General features: G+C 36.3%; 20 protein-coding genes and 1 pseudogene. All 21 read left to right on the top strand.

Translation table 11 applies throughout. The features are described 5' to 3' along the window. Positions 1-98 precede the first annotated feature (98 nt). The 21 genes and pseudogenes from A6049_RS03380 to A6049_RS03480 all read left to right on the top strand — a co-directional run bounded on the left by A6049_RS03380 (position 99) and on the right by A6049_RS03480 (position 13,063). A complete protein-coding gene (locus A6049_RS03380; protein ID WP_063563265.1) occupies positions 99-623 on the top strand; it encodes a GNAT family N-acetyltransferase in 525 nt (174 codons plus the stop codon). A gap of 241 nt (positions 624-864) precedes the next feature. Beyond that, positions 865-1,413: a GNAT family N-acetyltransferase gene (locus A6049_RS03385; protein ID WP_063563266.1), complete on the top strand. Its 549-nt coding sequence runs from the start codon at positions 865-867 to the stop codon at positions 1,411-1,413. A gap of 25 nt (positions 1,414-1,438) precedes the next feature. Then, complete coding sequence (locus A6049_RS03390; protein ID WP_063563267.1) at positions 1,439-1,957, top strand: GNAT family N-acetyltransferase; 519 nt, start codon at positions 1,439-1,441, stop codon at positions 1,955-1,957. Then, complete coding sequence (locus A6049_RS03395; RefSeq protein WP_063563268.1) at positions 1,958-2,482, top strand: P-loop nucleotide/nucleoside kinase family protein; 525 nt, start codon at positions 1,958-1,960, stop codon at positions 2,480-2,482. A gap of 104 nt (positions 2,483-2,586) precedes the next feature. After that, positions 2,587-3,426 carry an aminoglycoside phosphotransferase family protein gene (locus A6049_RS03400; RefSeq protein ID WP_063563269.1) on the top strand — a complete coding sequence of 280 codons (840 nt, stop codon included), beginning with the start codon at positions 2,587-2,589 and terminating at the stop codon, positions 3,424-3,426. A gap of 68 nt (positions 3,427-3,494) precedes the next feature. Further along, a pseudogene (locus A6049_RS34335) lies at positions 3,495-3,906 on the top strand (NUDIX hydrolase). 198 nt (positions 3,907-4,104) lie between these two features. Then, a complete protein-coding gene (locus A6049_RS03410; RefSeq protein WP_063563270.1) occupies positions 4,105-4,833 on the top strand; it encodes an alpha/beta hydrolase family protein in 729 nt (242 codons plus the stop codon). Between the two features lie 237 nt (positions 4,834-5,070). Beyond that, positions 5,071-5,580, top strand: a complete 510-nt coding sequence (locus A6049_RS03415) for a DUF1572 family protein (RefSeq protein WP_063563271.1) — start codon at positions 5,071-5,073, stop codon at positions 5,578-5,580. A gap of 72 nt (positions 5,581-5,652) precedes the next feature. Next, a complete protein-coding gene (locus A6049_RS03420) occupies positions 5,653-6,105 on the top strand; it encodes a GNAT family N-acetyltransferase (RefSeq protein ID WP_240321297.1) in 453 nt (150 codons plus the stop codon). Between the two features lie 103 nt (positions 6,106-6,208). After that, positions 6,209-6,682, top strand: coding sequence for a GNAT family N-acetyltransferase (locus A6049_RS03425; RefSeq protein WP_063563273.1), 474 nt, complete (start codon positions 6,209-6,211; stop codon positions 6,680-6,682). Between the two features lie 143 nt (positions 6,683-6,825). Continuing rightward, positions 6,826-7,248: a GNAT family N-acetyltransferase gene (locus A6049_RS03430; RefSeq protein ID WP_063563274.1), complete on the top strand. Its 423-nt coding sequence runs from the start codon at positions 6,826-6,828 to the stop codon at positions 7,246-7,248. A 5-nt stretch (positions 7,249-7,253) separates the two neighbouring features. Next, positions 7,254-7,478 carry a hypothetical protein gene (locus tag A6049_RS03435; RefSeq protein WP_063563275.1) on the top strand — a complete coding sequence of 75 codons (225 nt, stop codon included), beginning with the start codon at positions 7,254-7,256 and terminating at the stop codon, positions 7,476-7,478. A gap of 15 nt (positions 7,479-7,493) precedes the next feature. Then, entirely contained in the window at positions 7,494-7,916 is a 423-nt protein-coding gene (locus A6049_RS03440; RefSeq protein WP_063563276.1) for a DUF1801 domain-containing protein, read from the top strand. A gap of 33 nt (positions 7,917-7,949) precedes the next feature. After that, positions 7,950-8,381 carry a GNAT family N-acetyltransferase gene (locus A6049_RS03445; protein ID WP_063563277.1) on the top strand — a complete coding sequence of 144 codons (432 nt, stop codon included), beginning with the start codon at positions 7,950-7,952 and terminating at the stop codon, positions 8,379-8,381. Positions 8,382-8,394: 13 nt separating this feature from the next. After that, positions 8,395-9,282, top strand: a complete 888-nt coding sequence (locus A6049_RS03450) for a class I SAM-dependent methyltransferase (RefSeq protein ID WP_063563278.1) — start codon at positions 8,395-8,397, stop codon at positions 9,280-9,282. A gap of 124 nt (positions 9,283-9,406) precedes the next feature. Next, positions 9,407-9,808, top strand: a complete 402-nt coding sequence (locus tag A6049_RS03455) for an NUDIX hydrolase (protein WP_062324469.1) — start codon at positions 9,407-9,409, stop codon at positions 9,806-9,808. Between the two features lie 105 nt (positions 9,809-9,913). Continuing rightward, complete coding sequence (locus A6049_RS03460; protein ID WP_063563279.1) at positions 9,914-10,375, top strand: GNAT family N-acetyltransferase; 462 nt, start codon at positions 9,914-9,916, stop codon at positions 10,373-10,375. 60 nt (positions 10,376-10,435) lie between these two features. Then, positions 10,436-10,990 carry a GNAT family N-acetyltransferase gene (locus tag A6049_RS03465; protein ID WP_063563280.1) on the top strand — a complete coding sequence of 185 codons (555 nt, stop codon included), beginning with the start codon at positions 10,436-10,438 and terminating at the stop codon, positions 10,988-10,990. 29 nt (positions 10,991-11,019) lie between these two features. Further along, positions 11,020-11,904, top strand: coding sequence for a hypothetical protein (locus A6049_RS03470; RefSeq protein ID WP_063563281.1), 885 nt, complete (start codon positions 11,020-11,022; stop codon positions 11,902-11,904). Between the two features lie 46 nt (positions 11,905-11,950). Then, the gene (locus tag A6049_RS03475) at positions 11,951-12,757 is read left to right on the top strand and encodes an N-acetyltransferase (protein WP_063563282.1); all 807 of its coding nucleotides are present in this window, start codon (positions 11,951-11,953) and stop codon (positions 12,755-12,757) included. 27 nt (positions 12,758-12,784) lie between these two features. After that, complete coding sequence (locus tag A6049_RS03480; protein WP_063563283.1) at positions 12,785-13,063, top strand: hypothetical protein; 279 nt, start codon at positions 12,785-12,787, stop codon at positions 13,061-13,063. Positions 13,064-13,066: the final 3 nt, after the last annotated feature.

The following is a 13,066-nucleotide window of genomic DNA, read 5'->3' on the forward strand; positions in this document are numbered from 1 at the left end:
TTACTGGATAAGAATATATGTTCTGGTATAATTGAACTGAGAATAGTAAATCTCTTCCTCTAAATTTGGTTACAAATAAAAACAGTGAGGTGAGTGAGATGGAACAAAGGAATGCGCCAGAGGTAAGAATTGAACTATGGGACGAAGGAGATTTAGATTTGCTTCGCCAATTAAATTCGCCTGAGATGACAGTACACTTCGGAGGACCAGAGACTGAGGAGAAAATCCTAGCTCGTCATAAGCGCTATTATGAAATCGCACAAAATGGAACAGGGAAAATGTTTAAGATCCTCTTGCTTCCGCATCTTGAAGTCGTGGGTAGTGTAGGGTATTGGGATCAGACCTGGAAAGAAGAATCTATTTACGAGATAGGCTGGAGTGTTTTATCGGAATATCAAGGTAGAGGAATAGCGACAGAAGCAACAGCGAAGGCCATAGCTTCTATCCGTTCTGAAAAGAAGAAACATAAATTCATTCACGCTTTTCCTAAAACCAAGAATCCCGCTTCAAATGCCATTTGTCACAAGCTGGGCTTTTCGTATATTGGCGAGTGTGATTTTGAATACCCTATTGGGACTACCATACGATGTAATGACTGGAGATTGGCAGTCGAGGAAAATTAAGATCAAGAGCATGGAGGGGGATTTTAAATCAGCTGCATGGCTTTCTCCATATTTCAGGGCAGATGAGAGACCATCTGCTTTTTTTTGCTTGATTTACTTCATATATGTAATAATATGGTTAGTACTTAGTGCATATAATTTGCTGATTAAAGGACATGATGGATGCCTAGTTTCTATGGATTATATTTATTTGAATCCTAGAGATGCTGAGTGAACTACTTAAACCATTAAGGAGAACTAAATGTCGCAGTTTCCCAAGTTAGAAACAAAAAGGCTTGTATTAAGAGAACTAACACAGAATGATTCCAGAGATATATTTCAATCTTTTTCATTGGATGAAGTTACGAAGTTTTATGATGTGGAGAGTTTTACAACCATTAAACAAGCAGAAGAATTAATTCAAAGTTGGAATGAAAGATTTGAATCAGGTCAAGCTATTCGTTGGGGAATCACTTTGAAGTCGGAAAACAAAGTAATTGGAACATGTGGCTTTCATGGATGGATGAAAAATCATTATAAAGCTGTCATTGGATATGAACTAACACCAGAATATTGGCATCAAGGTTATATGACTGAGGTGGTTGAAAAGGTAATTGAATATGGCTTCAATAAGCTTGGCTTAAACCGAATTGAAGCATTTGTAGAACCAGAGAATGTGGGATCAAGAAAGGTTCTTGAGAAAATCGGCTTCAAAGAAGAAGGCATATTGAAGGGGAATTATTATTGGAAGAATCGATTTGTTGATAATGCCATTTATGCATTTCTTAAGCAAGATTTTAAAGTTCATTAATTAATATCGAAAGAAGGATAACCAGATGATTACAATTAGATTTGTTTCAAATGAGGATATCCCACACATTCAATCCATAGCTCATGAAACATGGAATTATACTTATAAAGGCATATACTCTGAAGCTTACATTCAAAACTTTCTAAGTAGAGCATATTCAATTGAGAATTTAAGTCGAACAGTCGAGAGAGAGCTTCAAAGTGCCAAACGGAGTTTTTTAATAGCTGAATATAATGGCGAAGTCGTTGGATATGCTCAAACAAGACAAGTGAATGAAGAAGAATACGAATTGCTAAGAATCTATATACGACCTGAATATCACAAAATGGGAATAGGTAAAGAGTTCATTAAGAGATTCATTCAAGTTTTAAACCCAATAAATAAACTGTTTGCCTGGGTAGGAAAAGAGAATCATAGAGGAAGGGCATTTTATGAGAAAAGTGGATTTAAAGAAATAGAAGAAATGATTGAAACCATAGAAGGGCACAGTAAAACGCAAGTTAAATATGAATTGGAAATCTCCAAGGGAAAGGTGGTTTCATAGATGTTTTTTCTTCAAATGTCGGGATTTCCTGGTTCTGGTAAGTCAACTCTTTCAAGACGGATAGCTAAAATAACAGGTGCCATAATTATTGATCATGATATCTCAAAGTCTTCCATATTAAAATCCATTGGGGATAGTAATTTAGAATTAAAAGTTTTAGGTATGACTTCATATAATATTGATTGGGCCCTGATAGAGTTTTATCTCTCCCAAGGCTATGACGTAATATTCGATAGTCCATGCTTTTATTCTGAGATGATTGAAAGAGGTTCGTCATTAAGTAAGAAGTATAATGCTAATTATAAGTACGTTGAATGTTACCTGAATGACTATCAGGAAATAAGTAAAAGATTACAACATCGAGAACGGATGATAAGTCAGATTTCGGGCACATCTGAAGAAGAGTTTAGAAAAAATATTAATGAAAGTAAGAGACCTAATGATATTCAATGTTTGCTTGTTGATTCGTCACAACCTATAGAGATGTATTTAAATAATGTTTTAAATTATATTGATGAAGAATAAGTGATGTGTCGTGAAATCGAAGATCTAATGAGAAAAAATGCAAACGCTTTAAAACATTTTCCGAAAGTCATGATTCTAAGAATAAAGAAAGAAGGCTGAATTTGGTGGTGCATGACATCTTATTACATAAATTTAAATATAGTACACTGACTGAGCTTACCGGAGGTTACACCAACAGCAGTATTTTACTTGAGGGATCAGATCCTCTGGTCGTAGCAAAGATTTTCAATGGTCTTAATCGTGATGCGATAACAGAAATTAACTGTTTAACCCTATTGAATAATTCAGGTGTGTCGCCAAAGATTCATGACTATTTTGAAGACAACGGTTCACAGTACATTATTATGGACTATGTGCACGGAATTAACAGCCAGAGATTTCTTGATGATGGAGACATTCATAGAGCTAAGGAAATCTACGAGTTGCTTGGAAATCATCTTGCAAAAGATATTCACTCATTAAAATGGAGAGATGGTGACCCTGACCTGCCAATCATAGAACTGATAAATATTGATATTGATGATCTTAACTATGTACCGAATAATCAAAAGGGAAAAGTAAAACAGATACTTAATGTATCAGTTATAGGGGAGAAAACCTTAATCCATGGAGATTATGGACCGCATAATGCAATTTTATCTAATAAATTAATATCTATTATTGATTGGGAGTGGGCAGGCTGGGGGAATCCACTGCAAGATGTCGCATGGGTAATATGGTTTGTACATTTACATTATCCAAACTTCTCTCGGGAGTTGTCTGAGATTTTTATTAATGCGTATAGTAAATTTTCAGATCTTAAGATTACCAATGAATTAGTGAAGGTATACTCAGTTTCAAGAGTAATTAATGTTTTAGATCGGATAAAGTACACAAATGAAGAAGTGAAAAATGAATGGCTACGAAGATTGGAATGGACATTGGAAACCAATTTTGTAGGATGATTTGTGGATGAGGCACCCCTTACATAACATTTTAAAACTAATCCCCCCTGAGAGGACTAGATATATCTATGAATCCACCTAAGCATATCGTTTCAGCGGCAGCGATTGTAATGAATGAGAACAATGAAATTTTACTAGTCCGGGGACCTAGAAGAGGATGGGAAATGCCTGGAGGGCAAGTGGAAGAAGGAGAAACCTTACAGGATGCCGCAGTCAGGGAGACAAAAGAAGAATCAGGGATTGATATAGAGATTATTCGATTTTGTGGAATATTCCAGAATGTGAAGGGTTCAATCGTGAATACATTATTTTTAGCAAGACCGATTGGGGGAGAACCCATAGTAACTAGTGAAAGCCTAGAAACAGGCAGGATATTTTCCAATAGAAGAAGCATTAAATAAGTTGACTTGGAAGAACTTTAAACAACGAATTGAATATTGTTTAAGGCCAGATTTACAACCATTTTATATTGATTTCTAAAGGGATTTAATTAATTCATGCTGGGGGCGGCTAGAATTTTAGTTTATGGGATCGCCCGGAGAAAAAATGTGAGGTACTTGGTTCAGTCGCTTTATACTCTGCGATCATAAGTCACGACCGTGTGCTCTCACCTAACTTCTCGGATTCCTTATACAGAATTCTTCAATATATAATTACATAAAGAATAGTGGAGAGCTAATGGATAATTATTATGAACAACTAATTGCGGGGATCCCTTGTATATGGATTAAGCCCAACTGTCAATCTAAAGGGATACTCATTTTATATCATGGATGGGTTTCAAACATTAAGGATTACATTTTCTTTGGTTCATTGATTTCTGGTTGGGGATACACGGTTATCATACCTGAAATTCCATATCACGGTACCAGAGGGGAGCTTAACTATTTTGATCCTAAAGAAATACAAAAACATTTTTGGAAGGTCGTTATTCAGACGGTTGAAGAGGCTGGAGATCTTATTTCTGAATTAACCTTACATGACAAGATAGTGGGAGTAGTCGGTAATTCTACTGGCGGTTTTGCAGCTGCAGGTGTTTATGCAAATAACATAAGTATCAAATCTGCAATAATAATGAATGGTTCATGCGCTTGGGAAAGATTTGAAGAACTTATTTGTGAAAGAGATAGAAGAACACCTTGGACTTCAATAGATAAGGATACAATCTTAAAGCTAGATCCGGCTAAATTAAGGAATATGAAGAATAAAGAGATGCTTATTTTACATGGAACAGAAGATACAACTATTCCAATTGATAGTCAGAAGTATTTTATGAAAGTCATTGAACAGAACAATAAACTAAATAATTCAGTGCAATTTTTTGAGTACTCCAAAGTAAATCATCAAATTACTTTAGGCATGTTAGAAGAATCTAAGAGATGGTTAGATGAGCGGACACATAATTAAATCCTGAAGATAGTAGTAGCTACTTATAACAAATAGTCCCATATCAGGGCATTTGCACATCCAGGTCTGGCAGGAGTTCGAGGAGTATTAGAAGAACTAATTGGCAGAGGTTGCAATTGATCCGTTTGCTGAACAACAACATTATAGGAAATCAGCGCAAGGATGTAATGAATTAAAGGAAATACTTTTTCGGTTGTTTAGTAGATTAGCTGAAAAATTATAGACTGGAGTGTGCTCATGGAAATTGAATTAGAAGTAATTCAAAGTATGTTAGTGAAATTTATATCTGAAAGAAAATGGATTCTCCAAGCGATCTCACAATTATCAGAAGAAGATATCACTTGGTCACCAAATCAAGAAAGTAATAGTATTGCAAATCTCGTTGCACATATAAGAGGTTGTGTTCACTCAAGAATTGAAACGATATTTTATGATATTGCTGATTCAAGAGACAGGGATAAGGAATTTGAATTAGGACTTAAAATGTCGATAGAAGAAGCCTATAACATGACCAAGGAATCATTCGATATTATCATTCAATATCTCGAACACCTCAGTTTCAACCCAAATTTGTTGTTGTCTCAACCTTTCATTAATCGTCCCCCTCTCACATTCAGTCAAGTAAATAATGAAACAACGGTTTTGAATCTAATGATCGCAATGGTAAGAGAAATTCACTATCACACGGGTCAAATCATATATGCAGCCAAAACAAGGAGAGGACAGCTGATTTGGCAATACGATTGATATTAACAGAATGTAATAGCAAATGTCTGACCTAAAAAGGAGATGGGACCTATCTATTCTTATAGATCTCTAATGAACGAAGATTTGAAAAATATAAGTTCTTTTCCTCAGTCAAAGGAAGAATTGTTTTATACTAGTCCTCGGTTTAAATATCCTTTAACACCAGATCAGATATTAAAGCTTCTTGAGAATCGATACGAACCAACAGTTATTGTTAATGAGGAGTCAGGTCAAGTTGTAGCTTATGCCAATTTATATGACTATAAAGATGATGTATGTTGGTTAGGCAACGTTATTGTATCGAAGGATTTTAGAGGAAAAGGTGCTGCTAATTATTTGTTGGAAACGATGATAATGAAGGCAAAATCGATTTATAAAGTTAAACACTTATTATTATCATGTCATAGCACGAATTCAAGAGGACTCGCATTTTATCACAAGCATGGATTTAAACCCATTGATATGCGAATAACGAATTTAGATGAACAAAAAATAATAACTATACAAATGAAGTTAAAGATTTAGAATGCATTCAAGAAGAACGAAACCGCATATTATACGTGTATTGTTGGGAACTAACATAGAAGCAAAACACTAAATTAGCTTTAATAACGGAGGATGATATGAAATGGAAATCTCATTATCCAAAGCAGGACTTAAAGAAGCTTCAATCATTCACGAAATGCAAATAAAAGCATTCATGCCTCTATTAAATAAATATAAAGACTATGAAACAAGCCCAGCAAATCAAACGGTAGAACAAATAGAAGATCGAATAAATCAAAGCTATACAGATTATTACCTAATAAGAGAAGCAAATATTCCTGTGGGGGCCATTAGAATAGTAAAAAAAGAGAATAAAATCTATCGAGTAAGCCCTATATTTATTTTACCCGACTATCAAGGGAGAGGGATTGCACAAAAAGTATTTTCAATAATTGAAGATAGGTATAGCGCTGCGAGAATATGGGAGTTGGCTACAATCTCAGAAGAGCAGAGGAATTGTTATCTTTATGAGAAATTAGGATATAGACAGAAGGGAGATACGAAACAAATTAACGACAAGATGACAATTGTGATTTATGAAAAACGCTTGACTTAGGTTATCAAAAAAAGGTCAAAACATTGAAACTGATGAGCAGTTGAGATTTATTTATGGAGAATCCATTAGATTTTTCCGATGTTGATCGTGCTGGAATTAAGTATTGCTTGAATCATCAAGGATTTTGAGAGGAGCTGGGATTGATGGATTTTATATATGGAGAATATCTTATCAGTGATAACAAAGAACTTATGGACATTCATGCGGTAAAGGGTTTCTTATCTAGAAGCTATTGGGCCAATAAGAGATCCGATGAAAAAATTGAAAAGTCCATCCATTCTTCAATATGTTTTGGAATTTATAAAGAAGAAGTTCAAGTTGGTTTTGCAAGGGTTGTCACAGACGATGCGACAATGTATTGGCTTTGTGATGTATTTATTCATGAGGAATTTAGGGGCCAAGGACTTGGTAAGAAACTAATTGAAGTGATTACACAATCGGATCGCTTTAAAGATTTAATGGGGTTACTCGGAACATTAGATGCACATGAATTATATGAACAATATCAATTTAATAGAAATAGTGAACGCTTCATGATAAGACTTCCTGATTATTTGAGGATGTGATGACTATGAAGAAAGCTATTTATTTTCTTTCTTTGATCATTGGAATCGTTTTTATAGCCCTTGGGGTCCTACCAGCTATTTTTGACCATCCATACAATGATGAACCAAACTCCGGGCCGGCAAGTTTTTGGGAACTGATTCTAATCATTAGTTACGAACAATGGATATTGTTTCTGATTGTTGGTCTGATATTAAGTCTGTTCCCTGCGTTAAAGCTACGGAAGACATGAAGGGAGATTTTATCAATGTACAAACTTAAAACAAAAGAAACAGACAACAGCGTCATTGAATTTATTGAAAGTGTTGATAGTCCCAAAAAACGTGAAGACGCGTATCAGCTATTAGATATTTTCTCTGAAACAACAGGGTATAAAGCAAAGATGTGGGGACCGAGTATTATTGGATTCGGCGCCTATCATTATAAATATGAATCTGGTCATGAAGGTGATGCACCACTGGTGGGCTTTTCTCCTCGAAAAGCAAAAATCAGTTTGTATTTTGCGACAGGTGATGCCGAGCGAGAGAATCTATTAAAAGACTTTGGAAAACATACGACAGGAAAAGCATGTGTATACGTCAATAAAGTTGCAGATATCAATCTAGATGTATTACAAGCATTGATCAACCAATCCATTAGGTTTTTGAAAGAAACCTATCAGGATCATTAATTTCTGTACACTGTTATTATTGGAGGTCACGTGATGAAAGAAGAGAACATTCACATACGATGGGCGAACGAAAATGATGCAGAGGACCTTCTTAAGCTCAATGATGCTTTTAATGGCGTTGGTACAAACATGGAGGAAGTAAAAGAGAGCCTTGCTTTATCTAATGAGTTGATTGCTCTAGCTGTAATTGACGGCCAGGCAGTTGGGTTCGCTTGTGCTCAATATTTTAAATCCTTTTGTTATCGTGGACTCCAGGGAGAGATCACAGAAATGTATATTGCCGAAGTTGCCCGGAGAAGAGGATTGGCTACGTTGTTAATTGCTATTATAGAGGAGGAGCTCAAAGCACGAGGTGTTACCAGTGTAAAGATCCTGACAGGCCCAAGAAATGAAATGGCTATAAAGACATACGAAAAATCAAACTATGCGAGAACGGAAGAAGTATTGCTACAAAAGAAACTATAAGGAGCATAATCCAATGTCTGAATATTATTGGGATAATAAAATTGAATACCTAAGAAATACGAGATGGCTTTATTACAATGACGACTACCTGCAATTTTTAGTGCATTTTGTTTGGAAGATAGATAAACCTGTAAGCGTTATCGATTATGGGTGTGGGTTTGGTTATTTGGGTCTTAAACTGCTGCCTTTGTTACCAAAAGGGTCAACCTACACTGGAGTAGATAAGGGCGAAACATTAATCAATGAAGCTAAGACGATCTTCTCCCAACTTCCCTATGAAACAGAGTTTATTACTTGGGATATAGAAGACGTTGTTTTGAAGAGGAAGTATGACATTGCATTGAGTCATGCTTTTTTATTACATATGGATGACTCTGTGAAAATACTCCAAAAGATGATTGAAAGTGTACTGGAGGGTGGAAGAATCATCTGTTTTGAACCTCATTGGATTGGGAGTATGGCGAACTATCATGTGGAGGGCGTTGAACAAAGTGAAATCATTAAACTAGGCGTTTTACAGAGATTATTTGAACAAGATCATATACGTACAGGTAAAGATGGAAATATTGGAATGCGGTTACCTATATTAATGAGTCAATTGGGATTAACGAATGTGGAATGTAGAATGAGTGATAAGGTCAACTTTCTAGATCAAAACATGGACTCTACCCAAAAAAACATTCTCTATCACTCAATTAAAGAAGATGGTATAGGACAGGATCCTGGCGATTCAGTAGAGGTAACCAAACGATTATCAACTCGGGGCTTAACCCAAAATGAAGCAAAGGCGCAGTATGAAGCGGAATTAACATTTTCCAAAGTATTTGTTAATGAATCTTGGTTGACTTATGCAGCCAGCATGAAGATTTCATTTGGAACGGTCCGTAGAGATGGGAGTTAAGAACTGTGGTTCACGGATTGCACTTTATTATTGCTAATCGAATTGCAGAGGACCTTTAGATTAAAGGAGCTTATTACTTTTACTCGGAAGCATTGAATCTAGAACATAAAAAGGGGGGCTTTAAATGAAATTTATTGTGTCTGCAAGTGTGATTGTCCTTAATGAGAACGATGAAATCTTACTTATGAAGGGACGGAGAGGCTGGGAAATGCCTCAAGGCTGTGTGGAAGAAGGCGAGACCATCACACAAGCTGCTATTCGAGAGGTGAAGGAAGAGACTGGCATTGATATTGAACTTATTAAGTTTTGTGGCCTATATCAGAATACTACGCGGGGAGTATGTAACAATATATTCACTGGAAAACCAATTGGAGGAACTCTAACTACAAGTATTGAAAGTGATGAGGTTGGTTTCTTTACATTAGAACAAGCCAATGAAATGATAACCTGGGGGAATTTCAAGGAGAGAATTCACAAAGCATTGGATGAGAGCACTCATCCCATTTTAGTTGAGTTCTCTGAATAACATATGGATGAAGGTATCTTGAATCATAGCTAAACAATATGGATTCAAGTAAGTCAATAATCTACTCCAACGAAATATAATTCGGCAAACGAAAGGGATATTTGAATGAACCCAATTACTATAGAACCAATCGATAAAACGAATTGGGAAGAGGCGATCGCGATATCTTTACTTGAAATGCAAGTAAATCTTGTACCGACGGTCATCGAATCTTTAGCATATGCCTACGTGAAGCCGTGGGATGCAGCTTTTGATCCATATCTTTTGCGTGAAGGCGATAAAGCTTTCGGTTTTTTCTATTTATCGTACACACCAGCAAGTACGGATAATTATTGGATTGGAGGATTTCAAATAGATAAGGACTATCAAGGAAAAGGATTAGGAAGTCAATCACTTTATATGATACTGGAAAGTATTCAGGAAAAGCATCCACAATGTCAAATCATCTCACTAACCGTAGAAAAAAGTAATGCACGTGCAAGAGCCTTATATGAGAAGATAGGATTTATTAATCAGGAATTGGAAAATCAGAATGGTGAAGTCGTATATAAAATGAAATTGAAATAAACAGAAATCGGTCATTTTGAAGGTGCAATGATCCATTTTCATGTAAAAGGCGGGGATAGTATGGTGTACAACGATCTCACTAAAACGATGACCACAGAAAGGCTGCTGTTAAGATTATTTACGAAATCAGATGCTGAAACCGTTACCAGACTATGTAATGACTACAACATTTATAAGAGCACACTCACATTACCCTACCCATATACATTAGATTGTGCAGTGTCTTGGATAGAGCAACATAACGAAAATTTTAATGCGGATAAATTATATGAATTTGCTATTTGTGATAGGGAAACAGGTGATTTATACGGGGCAATAGCATTATCTAATCAACAACGTTACGATAACGGGGAGTTATCTTATTGGGTAGGTCAGCCGTTTTGGGGAAAAGGTTATGCAACGGAAGCAGCTAAAGCCATGTTAGACTTCGCTTTTGATGTGAAAAAATATCATAAGGTATATGCGCGACACTTTGCTTCTAACCCGGCATCCGGACAAGTTATACAGAAGATTGGCATGATAAAAGAAGGAGTACTGGTGGATCATGTCAAGAAAGAAGACCGGTATGAGGATCTGATTTACTACGGAGTAGTGAGAAATAAAGTGGAAATATAAAATTCAAACCCAACGCGGAGGAATACATAATGATAATTAAACCGGGTAAAAAAGTTTTACTTTCATGGATGGATTGTTATGTACCGGAAAAAGATTTGTTTTTCCTATCAAAAGAACATCTTGATTATGAATTTGACTTTACCGATGTACTATTAATGCCAAAAGAGGAGTTCTATAACCACAGCACTTATAGGCAAGTGAATTATGTGAATGGTTATGAGTACTGGAATATTAAGAACGTTGATTATGTAATCATTGCGGATAAAGAATGGATAGAAACCATTCCTGAAGATAAGAAACGATTTTTATTAAATGCACAAGTGCAAAGTGGAAGAGGGCTTGTTTTCCCTGTTACATTTGTACATGATTTGACGGAAATACCTGCAAGCTATTTGATTGATGGACATGTTATCCTTCAGCGCTTCATGTGGGAGAAGCTGAACAAATCATATAAAGAACAGATACTTACGACATTGGTTTACGAATGGTGGGATAAAGGGGAATGTGAGAAGCCACCTGAGTCGCTACCTGATTTTCTAAAACCATATGCCAATTCGTTTGCTAGTTTCCAAGGTGCAAATTGCCTCGCAGCAGTTTTGTTTGCAATCTCCAAAGGGAAACAGGAGTGGTTTATCTATGAATGGGTACATCAAAAAACGTTTCTTGAGAAATTAAAACAGTATCAATACGAGGAGTTATTAACTGACGAACTACATCATGGGGACGTTGTCCTATGGACAGATGAGAATGGGATCATTCAACATGCAGCATATCATCTGGGAGAAGAACTATATTTCAATAAAGATGGGCAAACGATATTCAACCCGTGGAAGATACTCTCTAAAGAGCAGCTGTATAGGGAGTGGGAGCATCTAACCATTGTAAAGTATAGGCCATGTAATGAATTATTTTGATGGGAATTAAAATGGAGTTCCCGTACTTTTATTTGGAGGTAAAGACATGAATCGACTGATTCCATCCATAGATTTAATTAAAGAAATTGAACTCTCTGAAATCGATTATATGACAGATCGCATGCTTGCTATACAGAGTCGGGACAAAAATCCAGAAGGAATTGATATTCAGCAGTTTGGAAATGCCGTCTGTTTCTACAGTAAGACCATGCCATGGCCCACGTTTAATACGGTGAAGGGCTTAACAAATAATGATCTGGAACACATGGATGCAATCATTGATTTTTATAGACAGCGTGATCGAAAGGTTCAGTTCGAAGTTATTCCATCTGTGGTGGATCAGAACTTCTTGAAACGTTTAACCGACTTAGGCATGTATACATCGGGATTTCATTCATCTCTGATCATCAAACCAGAAGAAAAAAAGAATCACTCAGATCATATCCAAATTCAAGAACTTGAAGAGGATCAATTCGAGCTATACGCGACCATTCATTGCAGGGGGGCCGGTTTGTCGGATGACGGTATCCCTTACGTCGCCCAGAATAATAAGGTTCTTTATCACCGTCCAGGTTGGAAATTTTACATCGCATATGTCAATGACATCCCTGCAGCGGTAAGTGTTCTGTTTATTAAAAATCAAAAGGCATCCTTAACCTTTGCAGCAACATTACCTGAGTTTAGAAATCAGGGTGTACATCAGCAGCTTTTGAATAGAAGAATAACGGAAGCCTTGAATAAGGAATGTAATCTGGTGGTAGGGCAATGTTCATTTTTATCTCAAAGCCATCGAAATATGGAGCATGTTGGCATGAAATTGGGATATATCCGAACAGCATGGACTGAAAGATAAGAATCAATTTGAATTAGGAGGCAGCTCATGAACAATACAAATAAAATCCTGGGTGCGGTTCTCATGATTAGCAGTATTTTTATTTCAACCTTAGATAGAATTTCCGTGAGAATATCTACAGCCATAGTGGAAGCGGGTTACGCTTCAGGTGGGAAAACACGCGAGATAATCCCAGCAAGTGATAATGGTTTCACGGGTTTTCTCGTATATTTCTTATTTTTCGTCGGATTTGTGTTATTGATTGCTGGATTCCCTGGGAATCCCAGAAAGGATAAAACAAATAGGTACACACAAAACAGATCTTAGGAG

It is taken from the genome of Paenibacillus sp. O199, from assembly GCF_001636635.1.
GTDB lineage: Bacteria > Bacillota > Bacilli > Paenibacillales > Paenibacillaceae > Paenibacillus > Paenibacillus marchantiae.

Excerpts from the sequence above, each read along its gene's own strand:
- A6049_RS03380 (WP_063563265.1), top strand. The coding sequence starts at position 99 with ATGGAACAAAGGAATGCGCCAGAGGTAAGAATTGAACTATGGGACGAA.
- A6049_RS03385 (WP_063563266.1), top strand. The coding sequence starts at position 865 with ATGTCGCAGTTTCCCAAGTTAGAAACAAAAAGGCTTGTATTAAGAGAA.
- A6049_RS03390 (WP_063563267.1), top strand. The coding sequence starts at position 1,439 with ATGATTACAATTAGATTTGTTTCAAATGAGGATATCCCACACATTCAA.
- A6049_RS03395 (WP_063563268.1), top strand. The coding sequence starts at position 1,958 with ATGTTTTTTCTTCAAATGTCGGGATTTCCTGGTTCTGGTAAGTCAACT.
- A6049_RS03410 (WP_063563270.1), top strand. The coding sequence starts at position 4,105 with ATGGATAATTATTATGAACAACTAATTGCGGGGATCCCTTGTATATGG.
- A6049_RS03415 (WP_063563271.1), top strand. The coding sequence starts at position 5,071 with ATGGAAATTGAATTAGAAGTAATTCAAAGTATGTTAGTGAAATTTATA.
- A6049_RS03420 (WP_240321297.1), top strand. The coding sequence starts at position 5,653 with ATGAACGAAGATTTGAAAAATATAAGTTCTTTTCCTCAGTCAAAGGAA.
- A6049_RS03425 (WP_063563273.1), top strand. The coding sequence starts at position 6,209 with ATGGAAATCTCATTATCCAAAGCAGGACTTAAAGAAGCTTCAATCATT.
- A6049_RS03430 (WP_063563274.1), top strand. The coding sequence starts at position 6,826 with ATGGATTTTATATATGGAGAATATCTTATCAGTGATAACAAAGAACTT.
- A6049_RS03435 (WP_063563275.1), top strand. The coding sequence starts at position 7,254 with ATGAAGAAAGCTATTTATTTTCTTTCTTTGATCATTGGAATCGTTTTT.
- A6049_RS03440 (WP_063563276.1), top strand. The coding sequence starts at position 7,494 with ATGTACAAACTTAAAACAAAAGAAACAGACAACAGCGTCATTGAATTT.
- A6049_RS03445 (WP_063563277.1), top strand. The coding sequence starts at position 7,950 with ATGAAAGAAGAGAACATTCACATACGATGGGCGAACGAAAATGATGCA.
- A6049_RS03450 (WP_063563278.1), top strand. The coding sequence starts at position 8,395 with ATGTCTGAATATTATTGGGATAATAAAATTGAATACCTAAGAAATACG.
- A6049_RS03455 (WP_062324469.1), top strand. The coding sequence starts at position 9,407 with ATGAAATTTATTGTGTCTGCAAGTGTGATTGTCCTTAATGAGAACGAT.
- A6049_RS03460 (WP_063563279.1), top strand. The coding sequence starts at position 9,914 with ATGAACCCAATTACTATAGAACCAATCGATAAAACGAATTGGGAAGAG.
- A6049_RS03465 (WP_063563280.1), top strand. The coding sequence starts at position 10,436 with ATGGTGTACAACGATCTCACTAAAACGATGACCACAGAAAGGCTGCTG.
- A6049_RS03470 (WP_063563281.1), top strand. The coding sequence starts at position 11,020 with ATGATAATTAAACCGGGTAAAAAAGTTTTACTTTCATGGATGGATTGT.
- A6049_RS03475 (WP_063563282.1), top strand. The coding sequence starts at position 11,951 with ATGAATCGACTGATTCCATCCATAGATTTAATTAAAGAAATTGAACTC.
- A6049_RS03480 (WP_063563283.1), top strand. The coding sequence starts at position 12,785 with ATGAACAATACAAATAAAATCCTGGGTGCGGTTCTCATGATTAGCAGT.